The sequence below is a fragment of the Halopenitus persicus genome (assembly GCF_900107205.1).
Lineage (GTDB): Archaea > Halobacteriota > Halobacteria > Halobacteriales > Haloferacaceae > Halopenitus > Halopenitus persicus.
Genome location: NZ_FNPC01000004.1, coordinates 30,568 through 54,188 on the forward strand (window position 1 = coordinate 30,568; position 23,621 = coordinate 54,188).

Below are 23,621 nucleotides of genomic sequence, written 5' to 3' on the forward strand. Positions count from 1 at the left end.
ACACATGAGCACCAACGACTTCGAGGAACGCGTCATCACGGTCCCGATCGGCGGCATCTCGGACAAACCCGTCCAGCAGCGCGCCGACTACGCGATGCGAACGATCCGGTCGCATCTCGCACAGCACTTCTCGGTCGAGGAGGACGACGTCCGCCTGGACCCGAACATCAACGAGGCGGTCTGGGCCAACGGTCGACAGAACCCGCCGAGCGACCTCCGCGTCCGCGCCGCGCGATTCGTCGAGGACGAGGAACCGATCGTCGAAGCAGAGCACGCGGAGTAACCGTTCGTGCTACGGACGTCCTTCGTCGGGTCGTCGTATGTCGGCGTGTTCGCACGGGTCACGGACGACGTCCTCCTGGTACGACCGGACATCGACGACGACCTGCAGTCGGATCTGGGCGCGGAGCTGGAGGCGACGGTCGTCGCCACCACCGTCGGCGGATCCAACACGGTTGGCGCGCTCGCGACCGGCAACGAGAGCGGCATCGTCGTCTCCGAACGGGCCACCGATCGCGAGCAGCGGCGCATCGAGGAGGCCGCCGACCGCGAGGTGGGCGAGCTCCCCGGCACGCTCAACGCAGCCGGTAACGTGATCCTGGCGAACGATTACGGGGCGTACGTTCACCCCGACCTCGACCGGGAGGCCGTCCAGCTCGTCCGCGACGTCCTCGAGGTTCCGGTCCAGCGCGGCGACCTCGGCGACGTTCGGACCGTCGGCACCGCCGCGGTGGCGAACAACACGGGGGCGCTGTGCCACCCGAACTCCCGGGAGGCGGAGCTCGAGGCGATCGAGGAGCACCTCGACGTCTACGCCGACCTCGGAACGATCAACTACGGCGGCCCGCTCGTCGGGTCCGGGCTCGTCGCCAACGACGCCGGCTACGTCGTCGGCGAGGACACGACGGGCCCGGAGCTCGGACGCATCGAGGACACGCTCGGGTTCGTCGAGTGACGCCGGCGGCGGCGTGAGGCCCTTTAGGAAGATACTTCCCTGTCCCTCCCGGATTCGGGGATATGAGTCACTTCACGGTTAGCGGACGGTTCCGGACGCGCCACGGCCAGCAGGAGTTCACCAAGACGGTCGAGGCCCCGAACGAGGACGTCGCTCGCGACCGCCTCTACACCCTGATCGGAAGCCAGCACGGCGTCAAGCGAACGAAGATCGAGCTCGACTCGGTCGCGGCCGCCGAGGAGGCCGCAGCATGATGGGCGGCGGCGGGCAGCAGGAGCTCCAGCAGCTCTCCCAGGAACTCCAGGCGCTCGAGGAGCAGATAACCGCCCTGGAGGAGGAAGTGCAGTCCTACCGTCAGGAGAAGACCGAGATCGACGAGGCGGTCGAGGCCATCGAGACCCTCGAGACCGGTTCGACGATCCAGGTGCCCCTCGGCGGCGGCGCCCACGTCCGCGCGGAGGTTCAGGACATCGACGAGATCGTCGTCTCCCTCGGCGGCAACTACGCGGCCGAACAGGAGCAGGAGGAGGCCATCGAGTCCCTGCGAACGAAACAGGACGCCCTCGACGACCGCATCGAGGAGACCGAAGCGGAGATCGACGAGCTCGAGGAGGAAAGCAGCGAGCTCGAACAGCAGGCCCAGCAGATGCAACAGCAGATGCAACAACAGCAGATGCAGCAGCTGCAACAGCAGGCCGAGGACGACGAGTAATCCGACGACCGGGTCCGACCGGATCCGACCGGGTCCGACCGGAAACTCCCGCGACGTTCGGAGCCGAACGACGACCATTCAGGAGCGATCATCGTGTTTGACGGACTGAAGGACAAGCTGAACGACTTCCGCAAGGACGTCGAGGAAACCACGGAGAAGGACAGCGATGCGGCCGCCGACGCGTCGGACGCCACAGCGACCGACGCGGCCACGGGAACCCCGGCTGCGGACGACGCTGCAGACGCCGCTGCCACCGTCGACGCCACCAGCGGTCCTGCTGAGGAGTCGGATACGGACGCGTCCGCCGCCGACGAGTCGGATCCGAGCACCTTCCAGCGCGCGAAGGCGTTCGCGACCGGCCGCGTCATCATCGAGGAGGAGGACCTCGAGGACCCGCTGTGGAACCTCGAGATGGCGTTGCTGGAAAGCGACGTCGAGATGAGCGTCGCGGAGGAGATCCTCGACACCGTTCGCGAGACGATGCTCGGCGAGACGCGCAAGCAGGTCGAGACGACCGGCGAGCTCGTCGAGGAGGCGCTGCACGACGCGCTGTTGGACGTGATCGCGGTCGGCCAGTTCGACTTCGAGGAGCGGATCGCCGAGGCGGACAAACCCGTCACCATCGTCTTCACCGGCGTCAACGGCGTGGGCAAGACGACCTCGATCGCGAAGCTCTCGGAGTGGCTCGCCGACCGCGGCTACTCCTCGGTGCTCGCCAACGGCGACACCTACCGGGCCGGCGCGAACGAACAGATCCGCGAGCACGCCGACCGGCTCGACCGCAAGCTCATCAGCCACGAGCAGGGCGGCGACCCCGCGGCCGTGATCTACGACGGCCTGGAGTACGCGAAGGCCAACGACGTCGACGTCGTCCTCGGGGATACTGCCGGACGGCTCCACACCTCGGACGACCTGATGTCCCAGCTCGAGAAGATCGACCGCGTGGTCGACCCCGACCTGACGCTGTTCGTCGACGAGGCGGTCGCCGGACAGGACGCGGTCACCCGCGCGGAGGAGTTCAACGAGGCGGCCGAGATCGACGGCACCATTCTCACCAAGGCCGACGCCGACTCCTCAGGCGGGGCGGCGATCTCCATCGCGTACGTCACCGGCAAGCCGATCCTCTTTCTCGGCACCGGCCAGGGCTACGACGACATCGAGCGGTTCGACCCCGAGCGGTTGGTCGACCGGCTCCTCGGCGCCGACGAAACGTAGCGCGTCCTCGACCGGAACCGAGTCCTCCCGCTCGTCCTCGACCGGAACCGAATCCTCCAGCTTCTCCGGACACCGTCGCTTCCGGGCCGCCCGCGTCGGGCGACCCCGACGAACAAAGCCTTTAGCGTCCGGGTCTCCTACTGCAGGTAAATGGTACTCGACGATCTGGGGAGTTCCCTTCGCGGCACGCTCGACACGCTGCAGGGGAAGTCCCGATTGAGCGAGGACGACGTCGAGGAGATCGTCAAGGAGATCCAGCGGTCGCTCCTGTCGGCCGACGTCGACGTCTCCCTCGTGATGGAGCTGTCGGACGCGATCGAAACGCGCGCACTTGAGGAGGAACCCCCCGGCGGGACGACCGCCCGCGACCACGTCCTCAAGATCGTCTACGAGGAGCTCGTGGACCTGGTCGGCGACTCAACCGAGCTGCCCCTGGAGTCACAGACGATCCTGCTTGCGGGCCTGCAGGGGTCGGGGAAGACGACCTCCGCGGCCAAGATGGCTTGGTGGTTCTCGAAGAAGGGACTCCGCCCCGCGGTGATCCAGACGGACACCTTCCGTCCCGGCGCCTACGACCAGGCCAAGCAGATGTGCGAGCGCGCGGAGGTCGAATTCTACGGCGACCCCGACGGGGAGGACCCCGTGCAGATCGCCCGCGACGGCCTCGAGGCCACCGCCGACGCGGACGTCCACATCGTCGACACCGCCGGCCGCCACGCGCTCGAGGACGACCTCATCGCGGAGATCGAGGCGATCGAGACCGCCGTCGACCCCGACCGGTCGCTGCTGGTGCTTGACGCGGCGATCGGGCAAGGCGCCAAGGAGCAGGCGCGCCAGTTCGAGCGGTCGATCGGCATCGAGGGCGTCGTCATCACCAAGCTGGACGGGACCGCCAAGGGCGGCGGCGCGCTCACCGCGGTCAACGAGACCGACTCCTCCATCGCCTTCCTCGGGACCGGCGAGACGGTCCAGGACATCGAGCGGTTCGAACCCTCCGGGTTCATCTCCCGGCTGCTCGGGATGGGCGATCTCAAGCAGCTCTCCGAGCGCGTCGAGCGCGCAATGGCCGAGACCGGCGGCGAGGACGAGGACTGGGACCCCGAGGACCTGCTGGAGGGGAGCTTCACCCTCAAGGACATGCAAAAGCAGATGGAGACGATGAACAAGATGGGGCCGCTCGACCAGGTGATGGACATGATCCCCGGGATGGGCGGCGGGATGATGGACCAGCTCCCCGACGACGCGATGGACGTCACCCAAAACCGGATGCGCGACTTCGAGGTGGCGATGGACTCGATGACCGACGAGGAGCTCGAGAACCCGCGGATCATCGGACAGTCCCGCGTCGAGCGCATCGTCCGCGGCTCCGGCATCGAGGAGGAGACGGTCCGCGAACTGCTCGAGCAGCACAAGATGATGGAACGCACCATCTCGCAGTTCCAGGGGATGGGCGACGGCGACATGCAGCGGATGATGAAGAAGCTCGAACAGGGCGGCGGTGGCGGCGGCCTCGGCGGGATGATGGGCGGCGGTAAGGGACCGTTCGGCTAGCGAGGCATCACCACGCGGCTGCGCGGCCGCGGCGCGTCGGTCGCGATCTCGACCGTCGCCTGATGGTGACGCCGATCGATCGTGGCGTCGGGTAACGGGCGTGGCGTCGGGTAACGGGCGTGGCGTCGGGTGACGGGCGTGGCGCCCACTGGTCCCGTCTTAGGCGGAGTAGTAGTACTCGCCCGTCCGCTTCTGCTCGCGGTCCTTCTGTGACTCCGGTTTGTTGATCCGCGGGCGGCCGGTCCGCTCGTCGCGCCGGAAGGTGATGTCCAGGTCCGCCAGGAAGTCGTTCATCCCGGCGCGCATCTCCTGGGGCGGCTTCGCGTGGCCGTGGTCGGCGGGCTCGCCGTCGAAGACCATCAGCCGGTCCGCGAGCAGGTCGATCATGTAGATGTCGTGGTCGATGACGAGGACGGTCGCGTCGTGGTTCTCCGCGTACCGGCGGATCGCCGAGGTCGCCTGCACGCGCTGTTCGACGTCGAGGTGCGCGGAGGGCTCGTCGAGCACGTACAGGTCGGCGTCCTCCGAGAGACACGCCGCGATGGCGACGCGCTGGCGCTCCCCGCCCGACAGGTCGGTGAGGTTCTGCTCCATGATCCGGTCGAGCTGGAGCGGGTCGGCGATCTCCGTGTTCCAGTAGGAGGTCCCGACGCGGTCGGTGATCGACGAGAGGAACGCGTCGACCCGGATCGGCTGGTCGATCTCGATGTACTGCGGCTTGTAGGCGATGTCGAGCGCGAACTCCAGGGATCCCTCGTCGGGCTCGAGCGACCCCGCGAACAGCTTCGCCAGCGTGGACTTCCCGATCCCGTTGGGCCCGACGATGCCGAGGACTTCGGACTCGTAGATGGTTCCGCTTTCGACCTCGAGCGAGAACTCGCCCTCGCCGTAGGATTTCCGGAGGTCCGGATACTCGACGAGCTCGTTCTCCTTCGAGGAGACCCGCGGGGCGTGTTCCTCGAAGGTGATCGAGTCGGGACGGATCCGCATGTTCTCGTTGTCGAGATAGCCCTTCAGGTACTCGTTGATCCCGTTCCGGACCGACTTCGGGTCCGTGATCACGCCGTATGCGCCGGGTTCGCCGTAGGCGACGTGGAGGGTGTCCGCGAGGAGATCCAGGATCGCCAGGTCGTGTTCGACGACCAGCATCGACCGGTCGTCGTCCTCGGCGAGCTCGCGGATGAGTCGGGCCGCGGTCATCCGCTGGCCGATGTCGAGGTAGGGCGTGATCTCGTCGAGGAAGTAGAAGTCGGCGTCACGAGCCAGACAGGCGGCGATCGCCACGCGCTGGAGCTCGCCGCCGGAGATCGAGTCGATGTCCTGGTCCATCACGGGCCGGATCTGCAGCCGGTCGATGAGGTCATCGAGCGCCCCGCGCTCGTCGGTTCGTTCGAGCAGGTCGCGCGTGTTCCCGTCGAACTGTTTGGGGATCTGGTCGACGTACTGTGGCTTCCGGGCGACCGAGATCGCGCCCTCCTGCAGCGTCTCGAGGTACGTCTGGAGCTCGGTGCCCCGGAAGCGGTCGATGACGGTCTCCCAGCCCGGCGCGTCCTCGCCGTGCCGGCCCAGGTTCGGCGTCAGCTCGCCGGCCAGCGCGTGGACCGCCGTCGACTTTCCGATCCCGTTCGGGCCGAGGATCCCCGTCACGGAGCCCGACTCCGGGACCGGCAGGCCGTACAGCGAGAAGGCGTTCTCCCCGTAGCGATGGACGGGATCCTCCGCGAGTTCGGACGGGAGGTTGATGATCTCGATCGCGTCGAAGGGGCACTTCTCGACGCAGATCCCGCACGTTTCGCCCAGACAGATCTCCTCGGAGATGTGGATCTGGTCGGGGTCGCCGTCGTCGGCGTCCTCGCCGCGCAGCGTGATGCACTCCTTGCCCGTCCGGTTGGGCGGACAGTAGTTCATACACTCGTAGTTACACCGGTCGGGCTGGCAGCGGTCCAGGTCGACGACCGCGATGCTGTCGTCGGCCATACCGTTACAGTTGCACCTCCGCGTTGAGGAGGATCGCGTACGAGATGAACCACAGCGTGAAGGTCATGAACGCCACGTAGAGGGTGTCCTTCACGCCGAAGTCGGTGACGTCGACGCCGATCACCTTCAGGATCGGGAACTGGACGAGCACGAACCCCGCCAGGACGGCGAGCGCCGTGGTCGATCCCCCGTCGGCGGGGGATGTCCCCACGTAACCGGCCGAGACGATCGCCGCGCCGATCCCCGCCAGGCAGGCGATCGTCGTGACGACCACGCTGCGGGCGTGGCCCGTGATCCCCGAGTCGTCGCTCATACGTACGCGTCCGCTGGCGGCGGTGAAAAGCCGTTCGTTCCCGTGTCGTGTTCCGTCTTCCGTCCCGGAACCGTTCCGTGCCGTGCTCGTGGGGTCTCGTGTTCGTCCGGTGCCCCGGCTCGAACCGGTTGTCGAATCGTGTCGCTCGGTTCGCCGCCGCCGGCCGTTTGCTCGGTTCGCCGCCGCCGGTTCGCTCGAGCGCGCGCGAGCCTCGGTGCTGACTGATCGGTCAGTCCACGCCCCGTTCACGGCGAATATACCGGACTATATTTCCGGTAAACCCGCGGTTCGGGGACCGATCCCGGCCGATATCGCCCCGATATCGTCGGTCCGCATCAACCTTTATGACGATGTACTTTTTCGAGACGAACAATGGCTGAAACCGAACAGGACGCGCTCGACGACGTCGAAACCCTCGAGGACCTCCCGCCGAGCGCGAAGCTCGTCTTCAAGGTGCTCGAGTACAACGGCGCGTTGACACAGAAGGGAATCGTCGAGGAATCGATGCTGTCGGCCCGGACCGTCAGGTACGCCCTGGAGCGACTCGAACGGATCGGCGTCGTCGACGAGGACGTCTACTTCGCGGACGCCAGGCAGAACCTGTACGAGCTCACCGAGCCCGCGACGGAGGTCACGGCCGAGGACGGCGAGGCCAGCTGTTGCGCGGACTGATCGGCGCGACGCGTCACGGCCTTCTTTCCTATTCGTTCAACTCGCGAGTCCGTCTGACCGCCGACCGGGCGGTCAACGCGATCGTCACGAGCATTCCGCAGGTCACCGCCAGCACGAACGCGAGCAGCAGGAACCACCCCTCCGGCCCGATCACCGGGTACTCGCGCGTTCCGGTGAAGGGGCCGAACGGCTCGAGCAGCCGAAACAGGTACGCCCCGATCCCGACCGCGAGGCCGACGGCCCCGCCGATCGCGGCGTTTCGTCGAACGTCCAGCGCCGCGAAGAAGGCCGACAGCGACGCTCCGTCGGGTCGTTTCTCGCTCACGCCGGACCGTATCCGGTGCTCGAGTATAGGTCCGTCGACCGTCTCGCGCCGTCGCGGGCGACCGGCGTCGACTCCGCTTCGGGCGACCGGCGTCGACTCCGCTTCGGGTGACCGGCGTTGACTCCGATTCGGGCAACCGCGCTCGACCGTCGGCGCGGGCCCGACGCCGATCGGCACCACTCAAGTGCTCGCCCGTCGAACCGGGACCGTGATGAACTGCAGGCCGGAATCGCGATCGGTCTACGCGGACCTTCGCCGTCGGCTCCGCGAGGGGCCGCCGGACGTCTCGATCACCGCGCTGCCGGACGGGTCGATCGACGTCCGCTGTCGGGTCGAGTTCGGCGCCGGCGGGGTCGTACGGTCCCGCGAGCGGTTCGGCGAGGCGATCGCCTCCGGCGCTCACAAGTCGGCTCGCCTGATCCCGACCGCTCGGGAACCCGGCGGACAGGCGGTGAACCTCGCGCTCGGCGCCCACGCGCTCGGCGCCGACGTCCGCCTCCTCGGCCATCTCGACGCCGAGGGAATGTCCCCGTTCCCGTTCCCGGCCCACTCCTTCGGGGCGCCGGCGACCGTTCACCTCCTCGAGTTCACCGACGAGACGGTGATGCTGGCCGAGGAGGCTCCGGGACTCAGGTCGTGGGGATACGCCGAGCTGTCGGCCGCGGTCGCGGCGATGGACCGGCCGCTTGCCGCCGACGTCGTCTGTTGGGGTAACTGGGTGTCGGCCCCCCGAACCACCGCAACGCTGCGGACCCTCGCCGACCGGCGGGACTCGCTGCCGGGAACGCTCCTCGTCGACCCGGGCGACCTCGTCGATAGCGACCCCGACGCGATCCGGGACCTGTTCGATGCCCTGACGGCTCTCGAGTCGGTGGTCGACGTCGTGTTCAACGCCAACCGTCGCGAGATCCGTGCGTGCGTGGCGGTCCTCGATCCGCCGGTTCGGACGCCGGACGACGGGAAGCGTGAGGATCCGCCCGATTCCAGATCGGTCGAGATCGCCTCCGCCGACGACGGGACGCAGCTCCGGTCCCTCCGGGCCGCGACGGGACTTTCCGGCGTCGTGATGCACGCCGCCGACCGCGCAATGATGGCCACGACGGACCGCGAGTCGATCGTTTCGGTCCCGAATCTCGAGACGGGACCTCCCGTCCGCTGGACGGGCGGCGGGGACCGGTTCGGCGCCGGCCTCGCGGTCGGGATGGGGGCCGGCTGGCCGGTCGAGACGGCGCTCGCCTGCGGGAACGCGGCCGCGTCCTACTACCTCACGCACGACCGAACCGGCGAGGCGGACGACCTCGCGGCGTTCCTCGCGAATGCTACCCCGCCGTAACCGTCCCGGGTTCACCGGGACCAGCCCCCGGGCTTGCCGTGACTAGAACGGCGAGGGCGTGCCGCCATCCCGGCTTTCGTCCCCATTCTCGTCCCCGTCGTCGGCGGTGGCGCCGGCGTACACCCCGGTCGAGTCCGAGACCCGATCGAGCCGGTCGGCGAGCGCCGATCCGAGGTCGTAGGTGTCGCGGACCGTTCGCGCGAGGACGCCGTCGTCGTCGAACGCGACGAGCACCGCGACGAACGCGTACGCGGCCGGTCGCAACAGGAACACGCCTCTGTCGGCGTCGTCGCCGAGGCGGTCGTTGACGCGGGCGATCAGCGGCTCGACGGGGATCCGGCCGCGTTCGAGCTCGGCGAGGGTGTCCCGGTCCGACGCGTCGGGGAACAGGTAGAGCGCGCCGTTCGGCTCGCCGTCCTGGCCGCGGGTGGTCGTCGACACCACGGACTCGCCGGCGGCGCGTGCTCCCTCCCACGCCTCCGTGGCCGCCTCGAACATTCCGGTGACGTCGTCGGCGACGTAGATCCGCGTCCGACGAACGACGTCGTACTCGAGGAATCGGGCGGTGCCGTCAGCCCAGCCCAGCGTCGCGTCGACGACGAAGCCCGGCTCAAGGGGCTCCGTATCCACCGCGTGGTCGCCATCGATCAGCAACGGCGCATACGCCTCGGCCGCATCCGGGTCGTCCGGGGCGACCGGGTCGTCCGGGAGCTCGATCACGGCGAACGACGGTGCGGGACCGGTCTCGTTCGACCCATCCTCGGTTGACCCATCCTCGCCGCTCTCCGTGCCCTCGCTCCCCGCGCCCTGGCTCTCTCCGCCGACGCGTCGTTGCACGCGAAACCGTCCCGACGTCGTCGGTTCCATACCCGACCCCAATCGGTCCGGTCTGATAAGGCGGCTGATTCGGGGCCGATGCTGCCTGGGCCCGACGCGTCCGGCGTCACGGATCGTGGTCTGGGTCGCCACGCATCCGACACTCCGGTCCGCAGCCCGGATCCCGCAGCCCGGATCCCGCAGCCCGGATCCGCATCGTTATGGGGGCGCGGTCCGAACGGATCGCCACGAATGGGACTCCTGGAGGACAAGGGTCGCGCGCGGCTCTTCTACAAGTATCTCTCGACGGTGTATGACCGGATCAACCCCTTCGTGTGGGACGAGCGGATGCGCGCGGAGGCGCTCGACTGGCTCGATCCCGCGGCCGGCGACCGCGTTCTCGACGTCGGGTGCGGGACCGGCTTCGGGACCGAGGGACTGTTGGAGCGCACCGACGACGTGCACGCGCTCGACCAGAGCGTCCACCAGATGGAGAAGGCGTTCGCCAAGTTCGGCACCCGCGATCGCGTGAAATTCTACCGCGGCGACGCCGAACGCCTCCCCTTCGCCGACGACACCTTCGACGCCGTCTGGTCGTCGGGATCGATCGAGTACTGGCCGCATCCGGTCGCCGGCCTCCGGGAGATCCGCCGCGTCGCCAAGCCCGGCGCGACCGTGCTCGTCGTCGGGCCGGATTACCCGAATTCACGGCTGCTTCAGCGGCTCGCCGACGCGATCATGCTCTTCTACGACGCCGAGGAGGCCGATCGGATGTTCGAGGAAGCGGGCTATGAGACCTACGAGCATCACATCCAACAGGCCAAGCCCGGCAGCCCCAAGGCGATCACGACGGTCGCCACCGTTCCCGATCGGTAAGCTCGGTTAGCCACCACCAGCGTCGCCGCCTCGGCGTCGGTCCCACACCGTATCGGCGTCAGCCTCACGCCGCCCTCGCCGTCAGCCTCGCGACCGGCTGTTCGCCGTCGAACACCCGTAGCTCGACGGTGGATCCCGACGTCGGGACCGGATCGTTGGTCCCGGCGATCCGGAGCGATGCGCTCTCCCCCGGGCCGAGCGTGGTCGTTCCCGCGCTGTTGAACGCGCCGGTCGGTCCGGGATCGTAGCCGGCGGCCGAGAAGAACGGAACGGGCGGCTGTCGGTCCAACGGCTCCCCGTTGACCCGGATGCGTATCCGTAGGTCCAGTATCGACAACGCGTCGCCGCCGCGGTTGGTCAGCGTGACCGTTCGGTCCTCGACGGACAGCGACAGCGTTGCGGTCGGCGCAGGTTCCATCGGATCGACCGCGTCGGTGACGAGGACCGCGGAGCCGCCGGCAAGCACCGTCGTGAGGAGTATCAGGAGGACGGCGCCGATCGGGGCGAACGCGCGATCGGTTCGGCCCGCCGATCGGCCGCCATCGTTGGATGGCCGGTCGTCGCTGGATGGCCGGTCGTCGCTGGATGGCCGGTCGTCGCTGGATGGCCGGTCGTCGCTGGATGGCCGGTCGTCGCTGGATGGAGCGAACGGGTTCACACGCCGCCTGCGTCGACTTCCGGGTAAAACCCTCGGACTCGACCGAACTTACGTTGACGTCCCGTCCCCGTCGGATGGCTCGGGGATGCGCGGCGGATCGGTCGGCCGGATGTCCGAGATCCAGGCCACCCGCGGGTCGTCGACGACGGTCACCCGATACGACCGTGCGGGCGAGAGCAGCCAGAGCTGTCCGTCCTCGTCGGTCGTTCCGACCTCCACGCTGTCGTCCCCGCCGATCGCGACCGTCACGCTGGCGTTGGGGATCGGGGCGCCCGTCGCCTGGTCGGTCGCGGTCACCCGCACCGGAGCGGCTGGGTAGCTCCGATCGACCGTGAGACCGATCCCGTCCTGCGTCGTCGCGAGCGCGTCGCCGTCGGTGAACGTCTCGAGGTCACGCCGTTGGTGCTCGATGAAAACGTCGCCGTCACCGGCGCTGACGAACGTCCGGAGCCGGCCGCCCTCGAAGGGGACGGTCACGCGCGTCACGCCGCCCGTTCCGAGCGTGTCCGCCGATCCGCTTCGCTCGTCGATGCGGGGGTATGCGGACAGGGTTCGTTCGAGCGCCCGCTGGCTGTCGCGGCCGCTGCCGTCCGCGCTCCGGTCCCAGCGGTCACCGCGGTACACCTCCCGAAGGTACTGATCGCCGTCGATCGCCGCGAGCACGACGACGTCGGAGCGCGTTTCGACGTAGACCCGATCCGGGGCGGTCCCGCCGCGGAGCGTCTCGAGCGCGTACTCGCGAACCGGTCCCGAGTAGACGTTCAATCGGAAGGCGAGCGACTCGGTCCGGAGGGAGCTTCCCTCCGTCTCCTCGGCGAGTGCGGCCAGCACCGCCAGTCTCGTCCGGAGGATCTCCGCCGTCGCCGCGATCCGCGCGAACTCGACGAGGAGTTCCTGGTCGGTCAGTTCGCCGTTCGTGTGCGCTTCGATCGCCCGACGCTGTCGCTGGTAGAGCGCTGCTTCGGCCCGTCTGATCTCGTCCTCCGCGGCGACGAGACGACTATTTCGTTCGCTCGCGGTGTCGGCGGCCTCGACGTGTGCAATGATCTCCTCCGTCCGGAGCGCGGCGGTCGTGGCGTCGGTTTCGAGTCGACTCGCCGGTCCGAGGCTCGCGCTGTGGTGCTCGATCGAGACCGTGGTCGGCTGGCCGACCGGCGGACCGAGCACGTTGAGACGCGTGTCGGTGCCGTTCTCCTCCGTGCCGTTCCCTCCCGTGTCGTTGGTTCCGGTCTGTTGAATCGGCCCGTTCCCGTCCGCACGCAGATCGGCGACGCCGCGTTCCGTTTCCCCGCTGATTCCGGTCTCTTCGCCGCTTTCGTCCGCCGCCGGCGCGGGACCGGGCGCGGCACCGCCGGCGACGGATGCAAGCAGCAACAGCGTCGCGAACAGGACGGGGAGGGCCCTCATCGAGCGGAGATCCGTCGGCATCGGTTAAAAAGTCCATCCATCGCCCCACTCCCGGTCGGTCCGCACGGTCCGGCATCGAACCTCCGTGGCCGGGGGAACCCGACGATGAAACGGGGAACCGGCCCGATGAAAAGGATTTTGCCACGTGCACGTGACTGCACGCCTGTATGCGGTGGCCCGCCCTCTGTGTCGTTTTCGCCTCCCTGCTCCTCCTTGCCGGAGTTCCAGCCGGCGTCGCTGTCGGGCTTCCGACCGCCGGAGCCGCCGATCTCGACCCGACGGTCGCCGGTGACGATCGGTCGTCCGCGGTCGAGAGCCCGGACGTCACTGCCCCTGGATCCCGGCAGATAGCCGATCTCGAGGCGTCGCCGCGGATGGTCTTCGACGTCGACCTTCGGTCGACGCGGGAGGCGGACTGGACGGTCACGGTCCGATACGTCCTCGTCGACGACAACGCGACCGCGGCCTTCGAGCGCGTCGCGGGCGGGTTCGAGTCGGGCGAGGTCGGTCCCTCGGCCGACCTCTATCGCAACCTCGCTGCCGGCGCGTCGGAGGCGGCGGGTCGGGAGATGACCATCGTCGACGTCGACCGCGAGACGGCCCTCGATCGCGGGGTCGATCCGGACGACCTGGCGAATCCCGACGCGGTCGAGAACGTCGAGGGGGACGCGGTCGCGGTCGGCGAGCTCCGGCTGTCGTTCACCTGGACCGGATTCCTCCGCGAGGACGGCGACCAGCTCGTCCTCGACGACGCCCTCCGGACCCCCGACGGCGGGACGTGGCTCCGGTCGCTCGATGCGAACCAGCGGCTGGTGATCCATCCGCCGGACGGATATCAGGCGGATTCGTTCCCCGGGATCGGCCTCTCGCTCGAGGACCGTGCGGTCGTCATCGATGGCCCACGAACCTTCGGGCCGGACGACCGCATCGAGGTGGTCTACTCGCCGGCACCCGGATCCATCACCGGCCCGCCCTGGCTGCTTTTGGCCGGCGCGATCGTTCTCGCCGCGACGGTCATCGCGGCCGGCCTGGTCCGATACCGACGTCACGACGAACCCTCGCAGACCGGGAGCGAGCCGACCGACGCCGGCGAACCGGCCGGATCGACCCCGAGCGAGGCGGACGTCGACGCTCGTCCGGGCGTCGCCGAGCCGTCCGGTTCCGCGACCTCGGGGGCGACCGCCGACGCTGACGAGCGCGCCGGCGGCGATGCGGACGTTGGCGATGCGAACGTGAGCGATGCGGACGTGAGCGAGACGGACGAGTCCGAACCGAGCGACGCCGAGGGCGGGCCGGATGCGGGGGCCGAGTCGGACGAGGAGTCCGGAGCGGACGCGGAGACCCAGCCGACGCCGGATCCCTCGTTGCTCTCCGACGAGGAACGCGTCGAGGCGTTGCTCGACCGGAACGGGGGACGGATGCGACAGGCGGACATCGTCGACGAGACCGGCTGGTCGGACGCGAAGGTCTCACAGCTGCTCTCCGCGATGGCCGAGGAGGGCCGGATCGAGAAGCTCCGGCTGGGCCGCGAGAACCTCATCTCCCTTCCCGATCACGCGCCGACCGACGTCGACGAGGAGTGACCGGTCCCGAACATGCTCGTCGAGGTGTTCAGGGTGCCACGCCGTCTCCCACGATCCGGGATGTCCCGACGACGACCGGTTTCGAAAGCCATTACACGGACAGGTGGTAGGTATTCACTATGAAGGTGCTGGTAACCGTCAAGGAGGTGGCAGAAGTCGGCGACGACTTCGCGATCGAGGGGACCGAGATCGCCGAGAGCGACCTCGAGTACGACCTCAACGAGTGGGACGACTACGCGATCGAGGCCGGCGTCCGGCTGGCCGAGGACGGGATCGCGGACGAGGTCGTCGCGCTCACGATCGGGCCCGAGCGGTCCGAGGAGACGATCCGGATGGCGCTCGCGAAGGGTGCCGACCGCGCCGTCCGCGTCTGGGACGACGCGATCGCGGACTCCTTCCTCGACGTCGACACCAAGGTCGACCTGCTCGAGGCGGTCGTCGACGAGGAGGAGCCCGACCTCGTGCTCACCGGCGTCCAGGCGGCCGACGACGCCTTCGGCGCCACCGGCGTCGCGCTCGCCGAGCGGATCGGCTTCGAACACGCCGCCGTCGTCAACGACCTCGAGCTCGACGCCGACGCCGGCGTCGCGAACGTTCGCCGCGAGCTCGAAGGCGGCGTGGAGGAGCTGACCGAGGTCGACGTCCCGGCCGTCCTGACGGTTCAGACCGGACTCAACGAGCCCCGGTACGCGAGCCTCCGCGGGATCCGGCAGGCACAGCGCAAGGAGATCGCGACGAAGGACCTCGCCGACGTCGGGCTCTCGCCCGACGACGTCGAGGGCGCGTTGACCGTCACGAGCATGTACGAGCCGGAGAGCGAATCCGACGCGGAGATCATCGAGGGCGACGCCGACGAGGCCGCCGGTCGCCTTGCTGAGGTCCTGCGGGAGAAGGGGGTGGAGGCGTAATGGCCGACCCCGCCGTCCTCGCCGTCGCCGAGCACCGTCGCGGCGAGCTGCGCGAGGTCTCCTTCGAGCTGCTCACGGCCGGCCGCGAGCTCGCCGACGCCATCGGGGGCGAACTCCACGTCGCGGTCGTTTCCGGGGACGTCGAGTCGCACGCCGACTCGCTGAACCGCGAGGGCGTCGACGCGATCCACACGGTCCCGGTCGGCGAGGAGTTCGACCACTCCGTCTACCAGGGTTCCGTCGAGGCGCTGGTGGACGCACACGACCCGACGACCGTCCTGCTTCCCAACTCGGTCAACGGGCTCGATTACGCGCCCGCGGTCGCCGAGAGCCTCGGGATCCCGCTCGTCACGGACGCGATCGACGTCGCCTACGACGACGCGCTGACCGTCACCCGCGAGCAGTACGGTTCGAAGGTCGAGACGACCCTCGCGGTCGAGGGCGACCGGTTCGCGCTCACGATCCGCGGCGGGGAGTGGCCGGCCGCGACGGGGACGGGCGAGGCGACCGTCGAATCGTTCGACGTCGACGTGGATCCGAGCGACTCGGGCGCCCGCGTGCAGGGGTACGAGGAGGTCGGCGGCGGCGACGTCGACATCGCGGACGCTGACGTGCTCGTGTCGGTCGGTCGCGGGATCGAGGAGGAGGAGAACCTCGAGTTGATCTTCGATCTCGCGGAGGCGATGGACGCGACGGTCTCGTCCTCGCGGCCGATCGTGGACAACGGGTGGCTGCCGAAGAACCGACAGGTCGGCCAGTCGGGGAAGGTCGTCACCCCGGACGTCTATCTCGCGATCGGGATCTCCGGGGCGGTCCAGCACGTCGCCGGGATGAAAGGTTCCGAGACGATCATCGCGATCAACACGGACCCGAACGCGCCCATCTTCGACATCGCCGACTACGGCATCGTCGGCGACCTCTTCGACGTCGTTCCCGAGCTCATCGACGACTTCGAGTGAGTCGTCGGCGGACGCTCGGCTCGCGGACCGTTCGTCGGGTTCTCCGAGTTCGGTCCCGGGTTCGATTCCGCTCCCCGTTGCGTCCGGAAACCACGTCGCCCTCCTCCCGATCGAGTTCGCTCATCGATAGGTGACTAAACTGTAGACGACGAACACGAATCCGAGCGCGGTGAGTCCGTTGTTGACGGTCAAAAGCGACGGCGTCGCCGTGAACTCCGTCAGGAACGCGCTGATGGAGGTCGCGACCGCCGCGGCGACGACGAGCGAGAAGCCGATCGACAGGTGGATCATCGCGTACCGTTCGGTCTGTCGGTACGCCTGGAGGGCGAGCGTAACCATCGTGAGGCCGGCGACGACGAGACCGAGGGTCACGAGCAGATAGAGACCCTCTACGAGTTCCATACCGGCCCTGGAACCGGTCGGGATATAAAACCCCGCACCGAGATATCAATGATGATAACGAGAACTCGGACGATGGATTGCTCGAAACCGCCGTTTCGGAGCGCTCCTCCGGAGGAAAGGGTATATACCGTCCGGGGTCCAGAATCAAGACGAAGAATCGGATGTCGGGGGAAGACTTGATCGAGGTGCTCGGGAACAAGTACAACACGGAGATCCTCGCGGCCGCCGACGACCCGAAGTCGGCCCAGGAGCTCAGCGACGAGCTCGACGTGCCGATCGCGACCTGCTACCGCCGGATCGACGAACTGGAGGAGGCGGACCTGATCGAGCTACACGACCGCCCGCTCTCGGACGACCACCGGCGGGTGAAGGTCTACCGACGGCGGGTCGACAGCGTCGCCGTCGAGTTTCACGACGGCGTCTCGATCGAGCTCACCGAGCGGACCAGCGCCGCGAACCGGCTCGACGAGGTCTGGCGGAACCTCTCGAACGCGTAGGCGCCCGACGACCCGGACGCGCTCGGGAACCCACCTGCTCGGGAACCCGCGCGCTCAGAAGGGGGATTCCGACCGTTCCATCATCGCGAACCCGCCGGCCTGGTCGTGGACGGTGAGCCCCCCCGTCCCGATCTCGAGCGGGAAGATGTCGGTGTCGATGTCCTGTTTGCGCATCTTGGCGACCCAGACGTACCGGTTGACCCCCGATTCGGTCGGCGTCTGGATCAGATAGACGTTTCCGTCAGTCAGGAAGTTCTCCAGTCCGATCTCCGTGTCGGGGAAGACCGCGCCCTGCTCGTTGATCAGAAGCGAGGTCAGCCCGCTCTCCTTGAGGATGTCGGAGAACTTCAGCAGGGAGGTGCGCTTCTCGTGTTCGTCCTCGAAGAAGAGCTGAAACATCGACAGCGAGTCGAGCACGAGCCGGTCGAACTCGCCCTCGGAGACCGTCTCCAGGAGCCGGTCGATCGTTTCGGTGAAGTCCTCGATACGGAGCATCTCCCGTTTGTCGAGGATGACGATCTCGCCGTCGTCGACGAGGTCGCCGAACTCCTCGAACCCGATCGACTCGGCGGCCTCCCGGATGTCCGACTCGTTCTCCTCGAAGGAGACGTACACGCCCCGGTCGCCGTGTTCGGTCGCCCCGGTGTAGAGGTACTGAATGCCGAAGATGCTCTTCCCGGTTCCCGGATTCCCGGAGACGAGCACCGTCGACTGCGCGGTGATCCCGCCGCCGAGGATGGAGTCCAGACCGTCGACGCCGGTCGAGACGAGGTGTGACATACTGTCCCCATCTCCGGCAGCGATGGATAAAGTCCTCCCGGTCGAACCGGACGCGGAGCGCCGCGTATGGACGATGGCGCCGGCTTCCGGGAGGCGGTACCGCGTGTGGACGACGTCGGACGCGGAGTCGATGAGGTCGCTACGAGCACGGGCGGCCACGACAACCCCTATACGTGTCCGTCCCGAAGTTCCCGGAAGATGACCGAGGAGTTCGACCTGCTCGAGTCCGACGGATCGCCGGGCGACGAGTGGGAGGAACTCGACGTCTCCGACACCGAGGCCGACAGGATCGCCCGCCGGCAGGACCGGGAGTTCAACGAGTTCCGCAAGCGGCTGAAGGACGCCGACCAGTTCAAACTCGACGGGTCCGTCTTCGACGACGCCACGCTCGCGGCGCTCTACAAGCTCGTCCAGGACGGCTACATCACCGCCTTCGGCGGTCCGGTCTCGACCGGCAAGGAGGCCAACGTCTTCGAGGCGTTCGGCGAGGACGAAAGCCAGGAGGTCGCCGTGAAGATCTACCGGATCAACTCCTCGAACTTCACCCAGATGCGCGAGTACCTCGAGGGCGACCCGCGGTTCGAGGGCATCGCATCGGACAAGAAGGCGACCGTGCTGGCCTGGACGAAAAAGGAGTTCGCCAACCTCCGTCGGGCGCAGGCCGCCGGCGTACGGGTCCCCGAGCCGATCGCCGTCCAGCGGAACGCGCTCGTGATGGAGCTCGTGGGCCACGCCGACGACCGCGCGCGGCGGCTCTCGGAGGTCACCGTCGAGAACCCCGAGACGGCATACGAGGTCGTCCGGGAGTACATGCGCCGGCTCTACCGGGTCGGGCTGATCCACGGCGACCTCTCTGAGTACAACCTGATAATCCACGACGGGGAGCTCGTCGTGATCGATCTGGGACAGGCCGCCACCGTCCACCACCCGAACGCGCGGACGTTCCTCGAGCGGGACTGCCGGAACGTCGCCGCCTTCTTCTCCAGGCAGGGCATCGACGTCGATCCCGACGACCTCTGGGATCACGTCACCGAACCGGAGCCCGAACCGGGGTCCGTCCGGGAGGAGGGCTCCTCCGGAGGTCCGGACGATGACCCGACCGACGCCGCGGACGGCTCGACGGATGCCGCGGACGGCTCGACCGACGTCGACTCGAGGGGCGCCGGCCCGCTCGAGAACGATCCGATCGTCGACCCGTAGCCCCGTCACGGAACGCGGCGCCGTCACGGAACGCGGTGCCGTCACGGAACGCTTTTCGCCGGGCGCACGAAGGAACGGTATGGCGCTGGCACCGATCGTCGCGGGATCCGGACTGTTGCTCGCGGCCGCGGCAGCGATCGCGGTCTACTGGGACGCCGACCGGCTCGGACTCGCACGGGCTCCGCTGTGGGCGGCGTTCGTCTTCCTCACCGTCGCGGTCGGGCTGACGCTGCCCGTCGTCGTTCCGACGGTTCCGATCGCCGGCACGCTCGTCATTCTGATTATGGGGCCCGCGATCTACGCCTTCGAGCGCGACGACGCGCTTCACGGCACCGAGGCCGACCCCGCCTCGCTGCCCGACGACCCCGGCGACGAGGAAAACTGACCGCGCGCCCCGTCCCTCGTGAACCGATCGAACCAACCTTGACGGCAACCGTTACCGTCCGGCGCGCGGATACTCGCGCCCGATATCGAGCGCCTGCTCGGCCGTTTCGTCCGATTCGGTTTCGTCCCGCTCGTCGTCCCGATCGGCACTTCCATCGGTTCCGTCGTCAGCACCGCCCTCGTCGTCAGCATCGGCTCCGTCGTCGGCACCGTCCTCGTCGGGACTCACGCTTCCGGTTCGGTACCCCTCCAGATCGAGCGTGACGTGGTCGAAGCCGATCTCCCGAAGGCGGTCGGCGACCGCGTCGGCGAATTCTGGATCGAGCGCGTCCGCGAGCTCCTCGGGGGCGACCTCGATGCGGGCCAGCCCGTCGTGGTCGCGGACGCGGAACTGGCTGAACCCGCGATCGCGAAGCACCCGCTCGGCCCGCTCGACCCGCGTCAGTCGCTCCTCCGTCACCTCGAGGCCGGTGGGGATCCGCGAGGAGAGACACGCCATCGAGGGTTTGTCGGCCACCGACAGGCCGTAGGCGTCGGCGATCTTCCGGACCTCCGATTTGTCGATGTCGTGGGTCAAAAGCGGCGACCGAACCGATAGCTCCTCGACGGCTCGGAGGCCGGGACGGTGTCCCTCGCCCGGGTCGGAGGCGTTCGTGCCGTCACAGACCGTCTCGATGCCCATCTCGGCGGCCGTCTCGTACATCCGGCCGAGCCGCATCGTTCGGCAGTGGTAGCATCTGTCCCCGTCGTTGGCGACGAACGCCGGGTCCGCGAGCTCCGAGAACTCGACGACCTCGTGACGGATCCCGATCTCCTCGGCGACCCGGACCGCGTCGTCCAGCTCGGCGGCCGGCAGCGTCTCGCTCTTTGCGGTACAGGCCACGGCGTCGTCGCCGAGCGCGTCGTGGGCAAGTGCCGCGACGACCGAGGAGTCGACGCCGCCGGAGAAGGCGATCACGGCGCCGTCGAGGGCGGCGAGCGACTCGCGGACGAGATCGGCCTTTCGGGCGATCGGGGTCGAGAGCGCGTCGCGATCGAGGCCGTCGGTCGTCGCGCCGGTCGTCGACCGGGACGATCCCTCCCGTGAGCCGGGCGTGTCCGTGGCCGGATCCATACCGGCGCTGGGTGCCGCGTGGAAAAAAGGGCGTCGTCACTCCCGGGGCGTTCCGGACGCGGTCGTCGTCGCGGTCGTCGCGGCCGTCGTGGCGGTCGGTCGCCGACCCGCATCCTTTTGCCCGTTCCCGCGATATCCCGGAGTGAATGGAGCTGGAGGCGATCCCCGGCGTCGGCGCGAAGACGGCCGACGCCCTTCGGGAACTCGATGATCCGGAGGCGGCGCTGCGGACCGGCGACGTCGCCGCCATCGCGCGGGCGCCGGGCGTGACCCACGGGCGCGCCGTGCAGATCGCCCGCGGGGCGATCCGGAGCCGGCACGACGACGACGGTCGCGTGTTGGCCACCGATCGAGCCCGCGAGATCCACCGCGACGCGGTCGGCCTCCTGCAGGACCGGACGGTCACCGACTACGCGGCCCAGCGGCTCGAGACCTTCTACCCGTCGGCGTCGCGGTCCCGGATCGAGTCGGTGCAGTCGACCGTCTCGGCGGCGATGGAGCGCGACCCGGACCCCGAGACCCTCGAGGCGCTCGCGGACGTCGAGCCGCTCTCGTCGCCGCCGACGGTTCGAGTCCGCGAGCGCTGTCTCGCCACGGCCGACGCGGAGCGATACGCCGCGGCCGAGGACGCGGTTCCCGAGCTCTCGGTGGAGATCGCGGAGGACGGCCGCGACCTCGCGGAGCTGGCCCGGTCGTATGCGACGGTCGTCGTCCTCGACGAGTCGTTCGCGGGGATCGACGTCGAAGGGGATGTGCGCGTTCGGCCGGACGCCCTCGAGACGCCGGCCGAGACCGTCCCGGAGCGCCTCCTCGCGTTCTTCGCCGCGAACCGCGACCGGCTGCTCGCCGCCGCGGACGTCCACGAGGCGGCCGGGATGGAGCCCGCCTGCGATCTCGACGGGCTCCGGGACGCGCTCTCGCGGCTCGACGACGACGGTACCGTGATCGGCGACGACGAACACGAGCGCCTGGCGGTCGCGGTCGAGGATCTCGACGCGGCGGTCGGCACCGCGGAGTCGGTCGCCAACGACCACCTCCGGGACGCCATCCGCGAGCGGGACGTGACGATCGAGGGACAGGACTTCCTCTCGCTCGTCGAGCAGGGCGCCCGCGTCGACTCGCTGCTCTCGCGGGAGCTCTCCGACGAGTACGACACGGCCCTCGAGGCGGCCACCGAGCACGTGGTCGAGAGCCTCCGACTGGACCCCGGCGAGGCGGAGATCGCCGACCGGATCTTCCGCGGCGATCCCACGTTCCCGGTCGAACACGACGAGGCGGCCGTCTCCAGGCTCCGCACGGAGCTGACGGCGGCCCGCGACCAGCGCGCGGCGGAGCTCAAGGAAACGCTCGCGGCGGATCTCGCCGACCTCCGCGAGCCCGCCGCGGACCTCGTCCACGACGCGCTCGAGCGCGACGTCGAGCTGGCGATCGCCCGGTTCGCGGCCGACTTCGAGTGCACGCTGCCGACGTTCGTCGACGGCGACGATGATGCCTCCGCGGACGACGGCGAGGGGGGCCAAACGGACGACGTCGGTGAGGACTTCGGGGACGGCGGGTTCGCGATCGTCGGCGGCCGGTCGCCGCTTTTGGACGTCGACTTCGCCGACGTCGAGCCGGTCGATTACGCGGTCGACGGGGCGACCCTGCTGTCCGGCGTCAACTCCGGCGGAAAGACGTCGACGCTCGATCTGGTCGCGCTCGTGGCGATCCTCGCCCAGATGGGGATGCCGGTCCCGGCCGAGCGGGTTCGTCTCGAGCGGTTCGAGGAGATCCACTACTACGCGAAGTCGCAGGGGACCCTCGACGCCGGCGCCTTCGAGGCCACCCTCCGGGAGTTCGGCGACCTCGTGGCGGGGGCCAGCGGCCGGCTCGTGTTGGTCGACGAGCTCGAGTCGATCACCGAGCCCGGCGCCTCCGCGAAGATCATCGCCGGCATCCTCGAGGCGCTCGAGGGACAGGACGCCACCGGCGTGTTCGTCTCCCACCTCGCCAGGGAGATCCGCGACGCCGCCGACTTCGACGTCGCCGTCGACGGCATCGAGGCGGTCGGGCTCGTCGACGGCGAGCTCCGGGTGAACCGCTCGCCGCAGAAGGACCATCTCGCCAGATCCACGCCCGAGCTCATCGTCGAGAAGCTCGCCGACGAGCGCGGCGGGGAGTTCTACGACGACCTGTTGGAGAAGTTCTGATGACGGCAGTTACGCCCGTTCTCCTCGCCGCTGCGGGACGTTCGGTCCTTCTCGTTGCCGCCGCGCGCCCGGCCCTGATCGTGCTCGCGCTCGTTCCGATCCTCGCCGTCCTCGCGGTCACCGTCGGACCGCTGTACGTCGCCGACAGGTATCGGGAGACGCGGGATCCGACGCGTGCCGAGCGCGCGCAGCTCGACGAACTGCGGTCGGCCGCCGGGCTCGACGTGGAGCCGGTCGCGGTCCTGGAGTCCGGGACGGAGGCGGATGCCGACGCGGCCGACGCCGCCGTCGAGATCGCGGTTCGCGGCCCGCCCGGGAGGCGCGTGCTGTTCGTCTCCGAGACCGTGTTCAAAGGCGTCGACGAGGACCTGGCGGTCGCCCTCCTGGCGGCCGAGGCCGGCCGCGTCGAGACACGCTACACGATGGTTCGGGCGGTCGGCGTCGCCGGCGTGACGACGATCCTCGCCGCGATCGTCGCGACGCTCGTTCCCTTCGATGCGGGGTTCACCGCCCTGGCGGTCGTCGGCGTCGTCTCGCTGTGGGCCGGCCGGCGGGTGCAGTACGCCGCCGACGCGCGGGCGGCCGACCGCGTCGGCGCGTCGCGTCTGGCCGACGCCTTCGAGCGAATGGCCGACCGGCGGGGCGTCGTCCCCGAACGCGGTGACTGGCGGACCTGGTTCGAGGTCCAGCCGCCCCTCGGCGACCGGATCGACCGGCTTCGGGAGCGGTCGCGGGGATAGGCGTCCGGGAGCGGTCGCGGGGGAGGCATCCGGGAGCGGTCGCGGGGGAGGCATC

General features: G+C 69.0%; 26 protein-coding genes. 17 read left to right on the forward strand and 9 right to left on the reverse strand.

Annotated features, from left to right (window positions below; all coding sequences use genetic code 11):
- Positions 1-4: 4 nt before the first annotated feature.
- From BLV25_RS07410 to BLV25_RS07435, 6 genes are all read left to right on the forward strand, one after another.
- A complete protein-coding gene (locus tag BLV25_RS07410; RefSeq protein WP_021073090.1) occupies positions 5-283 on the forward strand; it encodes a 50S ribosomal protein L31e in 279 nt (92 codons plus the stop codon).
- A gap of 6 nt (positions 284-289) precedes the next feature.
- Positions 290-955, forward strand: a complete 666-nt coding sequence (locus tag BLV25_RS07415; RefSeq protein WP_021073089.1) for a translation initiation factor IF-6 — start codon at positions 290-292, stop codon at positions 953-955.
- Between the two features lie 62 nt (positions 956-1,017).
- Entirely contained in the window at positions 1,018-1,209 is a 192-nt protein-coding gene (rpl18a, locus tag BLV25_RS07420) for a 50S ribosomal protein L18Ae (protein WP_021073088.1), read from the forward strand.
- Entirely contained in the window at positions 1,209-1,667 is a 459-nt protein-coding gene (pfdA, locus tag BLV25_RS07425) for a prefoldin subunit alpha (RefSeq protein ID WP_021073087.1), read from the forward strand. Before rpl18a ends, pfdA begins: the two co-directional genes overlap by 1 nt.
- Before the next feature lie 93 nt (positions 1,668-1,760).
- Positions 1,761-2,882 (forward strand): signal recognition particle-docking protein FtsY, encoded by a 1,122-nt coding sequence (gene ftsY / locus BLV25_RS07430; RefSeq protein ID WP_092731902.1) that lies wholly within the window; start codon positions 1,761-1,763, stop codon positions 2,880-2,882.
- A 150-nt stretch (positions 2,883-3,032) separates the two neighbouring features.
- The gene (locus BLV25_RS07435) at positions 3,033-4,433 is read left to right on the forward strand and encodes a signal recognition particle protein Srp54 (RefSeq protein ID WP_092731905.1); all 1,401 of its coding nucleotides are present in this window, start codon (positions 3,033-3,035) and stop codon (positions 4,431-4,433) included.
- 159 nt (positions 4,434-4,592) lie between these two features.
- Here the strand turns inward: BLV25_RS07435 and BLV25_RS07440 are convergent, their stop codons facing one another.
- Entirely contained in the window at positions 4,593-6,410 is a 1,818-nt protein-coding gene (locus tag BLV25_RS07440) for a ribosome biogenesis/translation initiation ATPase RLI (protein WP_021073081.1), read from the reverse strand.
- Between the two features lie 4 nt (positions 6,411-6,414).
- Positions 6,415-6,723: an EMC6-like membrane protein gene (locus BLV25_RS07445; protein ID WP_021073080.1), complete on the reverse strand. Its 309-nt coding sequence runs from the start codon at positions 6,721-6,723 to the stop codon at positions 6,415-6,417.
- 372 nt (positions 6,724-7,095) lie between these two features.
- Here BLV25_RS07445 and BLV25_RS07450 point away from each other — a divergent pair, with 372 nt between their 5' ends.
- Entirely contained in the window at positions 7,096-7,395 is a 300-nt protein-coding gene (locus BLV25_RS07450) for a MarR family transcriptional regulator (RefSeq protein WP_021073079.1), read from the forward strand.
- A 28-nt stretch (positions 7,396-7,423) separates the two neighbouring features.
- Here the strand turns inward: BLV25_RS07450 and BLV25_RS07455 are convergent, their stop codons facing one another.
- Positions 7,424-7,720 carry a DUF7536 family protein gene (locus tag BLV25_RS07455; RefSeq protein WP_021073078.1) on the reverse strand — a complete coding sequence of 99 codons (297 nt, stop codon included), beginning with the start codon at positions 7,718-7,720 and terminating at the stop codon, positions 7,424-7,426.
- A 211-nt stretch (positions 7,721-7,931) separates the two neighbouring features.
- Between BLV25_RS07455 and BLV25_RS07460 the strand changes: the two genes are divergently transcribed.
- A complete protein-coding gene (locus BLV25_RS07460) occupies positions 7,932-9,053 on the forward strand; it encodes a hypothetical protein (RefSeq protein ID WP_143114400.1) in 1,122 nt (373 codons plus the stop codon).
- A 42-nt stretch (positions 9,054-9,095) separates the two neighbouring features.
- On the opposite strand, the gene BLV25_RS07465 is transcribed toward BLV25_RS07460, so the two are convergent.
- Complete coding sequence (locus BLV25_RS07465) at positions 9,096-9,920, reverse strand: DUF6663 family protein (protein WP_021073076.1); 825 nt, start codon at positions 9,918-9,920, stop codon at positions 9,096-9,098.
- 201 nt (positions 9,921-10,121) lie between these two features.
- Here BLV25_RS07465 and BLV25_RS07470 point away from each other — a divergent pair, with 201 nt between their 5' ends.
- Positions 10,122-10,745, forward strand: coding sequence for a methyltransferase domain-containing protein (locus BLV25_RS07470; protein ID WP_021073075.1), 624 nt, complete (start codon positions 10,122-10,124; stop codon positions 10,743-10,745).
- A 64-nt stretch (positions 10,746-10,809) separates the two neighbouring features.
- Here the strand turns inward: BLV25_RS07470 and BLV25_RS07475 are convergent, their stop codons facing one another.
- Together BLV25_RS07475 and BLV25_RS07480 are read right to left on the reverse strand one after the other, a co-directional pair.
- Positions 10,810-11,403: a type IV pilin gene (locus BLV25_RS07475; RefSeq protein WP_092731911.1), complete on the reverse strand. Its 594-nt coding sequence runs from the start codon at positions 11,401-11,403 to the stop codon at positions 10,810-10,812.
- A gap of 48 nt (positions 11,404-11,451) precedes the next feature.
- Positions 11,452-12,810, reverse strand: coding sequence for a carboxypeptidase-like regulatory domain-containing protein (locus tag BLV25_RS07480; RefSeq protein ID WP_143114401.1), 1,359 nt, complete (start codon positions 12,808-12,810; stop codon positions 11,452-11,454).
- Between the two features lie 167 nt (positions 12,811-12,977).
- Here BLV25_RS07480 and BLV25_RS07485 point away from each other — a divergent pair, with 167 nt between their 5' ends.
- The 3 genes from BLV25_RS07485 to BLV25_RS07495 all read left to right on the forward strand — a co-directional run bounded on the left by BLV25_RS07485 (position 12,978) and on the right by BLV25_RS07495 (position 16,260).
- The gene (locus tag BLV25_RS07485) at positions 12,978-14,393 is read left to right on the forward strand and encodes a helix-turn-helix transcriptional regulator (RefSeq protein ID WP_092731917.1); all 1,416 of its coding nucleotides are present in this window, start codon (positions 12,978-12,980) and stop codon (positions 14,391-14,393) included.
- 119 nt (positions 14,394-14,512) lie between these two features.
- Positions 14,513-15,301 (forward strand): electron transfer flavoprotein subunit beta/FixA family protein, encoded by a 789-nt coding sequence (locus BLV25_RS07490; RefSeq protein WP_021073071.1) that lies wholly within the window; start codon positions 14,513-14,515, stop codon positions 15,299-15,301.
- Positions 15,301-16,260 carry an electron transfer flavoprotein subunit alpha/FixB family protein gene (locus BLV25_RS07495; protein WP_021073070.1) on the forward strand — a complete coding sequence of 320 codons (960 nt, stop codon included), beginning with the start codon at positions 15,301-15,303 and terminating at the stop codon, positions 16,258-16,260. The genes BLV25_RS07490 and BLV25_RS07495 overlap by 1 nt, the downstream gene beginning before the upstream one ends.
- 120 nt (positions 16,261-16,380) lie before the next feature.
- On the opposite strand, the gene BLV25_RS07500 is transcribed toward BLV25_RS07495, so the two are convergent.
- Positions 16,381-16,662, reverse strand: coding sequence for a DUF7521 family protein (locus BLV25_RS07500; protein WP_021073069.1), 282 nt, complete (start codon positions 16,660-16,662; stop codon positions 16,381-16,383).
- A gap of 161 nt (positions 16,663-16,823) precedes the next feature.
- Here BLV25_RS07500 and BLV25_RS07505 point away from each other — a divergent pair, with 161 nt between their 5' ends.
- Positions 16,824-17,159, forward strand: a complete 336-nt coding sequence (locus tag BLV25_RS07505; RefSeq protein WP_021073068.1) for an ArsR/SmtB family transcription factor — start codon at positions 16,824-16,826, stop codon at positions 17,157-17,159.
- Positions 17,160-17,213: 54 nt separating this feature from the next.
- Here BLV25_RS07505 and BLV25_RS07510 read toward each other — a convergent pair whose 3' ends face one another.
- Positions 17,214-17,939 (reverse strand): RAD55 family ATPase, encoded by a 726-nt coding sequence (locus BLV25_RS07510; protein WP_021073067.1) that lies wholly within the window; start codon positions 17,937-17,939, stop codon positions 17,214-17,216.
- Between the two features lie 198 nt (positions 17,940-18,137).
- On the opposite strand from BLV25_RS07510, the gene rio1 reads away from it, so the two are divergent.
- Positions 18,138-19,139 carry a serine/threonine-protein kinase Rio1 gene (rio1, locus tag BLV25_RS07515; protein ID WP_081758103.1) on the forward strand — a complete coding sequence of 334 codons (1,002 nt, stop codon included), beginning with the start codon at positions 18,138-18,140 and terminating at the stop codon, positions 19,137-19,139.
- A gap of 79 nt (positions 19,140-19,218) precedes the next feature.
- Positions 19,219-19,524: a hypothetical protein gene (locus BLV25_RS07520; RefSeq protein ID WP_092731920.1), complete on the forward strand. Its 306-nt coding sequence runs from the start codon at positions 19,219-19,221 to the stop codon at positions 19,522-19,524.
- Between the two features lie 51 nt (positions 19,525-19,575).
- Here BLV25_RS07520 and larE read toward each other — a convergent pair whose 3' ends face one another.
- On the reverse strand, positions 19,576-20,637 hold the full coding sequence (larE, locus tag BLV25_RS07525) for an ATP-dependent sacrificial sulfur transferase LarE (protein ID WP_092731923.1): 1,062 nt from the start codon (positions 20,635-20,637) through the stop codon (positions 19,576-19,578).
- A 146-nt stretch (positions 20,638-20,783) separates the two neighbouring features.
- Here larE and BLV25_RS07530 point away from each other — a divergent pair, with 146 nt between their 5' ends.
- Both BLV25_RS07530 and BLV25_RS07535 read left to right on the forward strand, forming a co-directional pair.
- A complete protein-coding gene (locus tag BLV25_RS07530; RefSeq protein ID WP_092731926.1) occupies positions 20,784-22,826 on the forward strand; it encodes a MutS-related protein in 2,043 nt (680 codons plus the stop codon).
- Positions 22,826-23,566 carry a peptidase gene (locus BLV25_RS07535; RefSeq protein WP_256335673.1) on the forward strand — a complete coding sequence of 247 codons (741 nt, stop codon included), beginning with the start codon at positions 22,826-22,828 and terminating at the stop codon, positions 23,564-23,566. The genes BLV25_RS07530 and BLV25_RS07535 overlap by 1 nt, the downstream gene beginning before the upstream one ends.
- Positions 23,567-23,621 lie beyond the last annotated feature (55 nt).

Excerpts from the sequence above, each read along its gene's own strand:
- pfdA (WP_021073087.1), top strand. The coding sequence starts at position 1,209 with ATGGGCGGCGGCGGGCAGCAGGAGCTCCAGCAGCTCTCCCAGGAACTC.
- BLV25_RS07485 (WP_092731917.1), top strand. The coding sequence starts at position 12,978 with ATGCGGTGGCCCGCCCTCTGTGTCGTTTTCGCCTCCCTGCTCCTCCTT.
- BLV25_RS07505 (WP_021073068.1), top strand. The coding sequence starts at position 16,824 with ATGTCGGGGGAAGACTTGATCGAGGTGCTCGGGAACAAGTACAACACG.
- BLV25_RS07445 (WP_021073080.1), bottom strand. The coding sequence starts at position 6,723 with ATGAGCGACGACTCGGGGATCACGGGCCACGCCCGCAGCGTGGTCGTC.
- BLV25_RS07510 (WP_021073067.1), bottom strand. The coding sequence starts at position 17,939 with ATGTCACACCTCGTCTCGACCGGCGTCGACGGTCTGGACTCCATCCTC.
- BLV25_RS07450 (WP_021073079.1), top strand. The coding sequence starts at position 7,096 with ATGGCTGAAACCGAACAGGACGCGCTCGACGACGTCGAAACCCTCGAG.
- BLV25_RS07500 (WP_021073069.1), bottom strand. The coding sequence starts at position 16,662 with ATGGAACTCGTAGAGGGTCTCTATCTGCTCGTGACCCTCGGTCTCGTC.
- BLV25_RS07480 (WP_143114401.1), bottom strand. The coding sequence starts at position 12,810 with ATGAGGGCCCTCCCCGTCCTGTTCGCGACGCTGTTGCTGCTTGCATCC.
- rpl18a (WP_021073088.1), top strand. The coding sequence starts at position 1,018 with ATGAGTCACTTCACGGTTAGCGGACGGTTCCGGACGCGCCACGGCCAG.
- BLV25_RS07465 (WP_021073076.1), bottom strand. The coding sequence starts at position 9,920 with ATGGAACCGACGACGTCGGGACGGTTTCGCGTGCAACGACGCGTCGGC.
- BLV25_RS07495 (WP_021073070.1), top strand. The coding sequence starts at position 15,301 with ATGGCCGACCCCGCCGTCCTCGCCGTCGCCGAGCACCGTCGCGGCGAG.
- larE (WP_092731923.1), bottom strand. The coding sequence starts at position 20,637 with ATGGATCCGGCCACGGACACGCCCGGCTCACGGGAGGGATCGTCCCGG.
- BLV25_RS07440 (WP_021073081.1), bottom strand. The coding sequence starts at position 6,410 with ATGGCCGACGACAGCATCGCGGTCGTCGACCTGGACCGCTGCCAGCCC.
- BLV25_RS07520 (WP_092731920.1), top strand. The coding sequence starts at position 19,219 with ATGGCGCTGGCACCGATCGTCGCGGGATCCGGACTGTTGCTCGCGGCC.
- rio1 (WP_081758103.1), top strand. The coding sequence starts at position 18,138 with ATGACCGAGGAGTTCGACCTGCTCGAGTCCGACGGATCGCCGGGCGAC.
- BLV25_RS07530 (WP_092731926.1), top strand. The coding sequence starts at position 20,784 with ATGGAGCTGGAGGCGATCCCCGGCGTCGGCGCGAAGACGGCCGACGCC.
- BLV25_RS07490 (WP_021073071.1), top strand. The coding sequence starts at position 14,513 with ATGAAGGTGCTGGTAACCGTCAAGGAGGTGGCAGAAGTCGGCGACGAC.
- BLV25_RS07435 (WP_092731905.1), top strand. The coding sequence starts at position 3,033 with ATGGTACTCGACGATCTGGGGAGTTCCCTTCGCGGCACGCTCGACACG.
- BLV25_RS07410 (WP_021073090.1), top strand. The coding sequence starts at position 5 with ATGAGCACCAACGACTTCGAGGAACGCGTCATCACGGTCCCGATCGGC.
- BLV25_RS07460 (WP_143114400.1), top strand. The coding sequence starts at position 7,932 with ATGAACTGCAGGCCGGAATCGCGATCGGTCTACGCGGACCTTCGCCGT.
- BLV25_RS07535 (WP_256335673.1), top strand. The coding sequence starts at position 22,826 with ATGACGGCAGTTACGCCCGTTCTCCTCGCCGCTGCGGGACGTTCGGTC.
- BLV25_RS07470 (WP_021073075.1), top strand. The coding sequence starts at position 10,122 with ATGGGACTCCTGGAGGACAAGGGTCGCGCGCGGCTCTTCTACAAGTAT.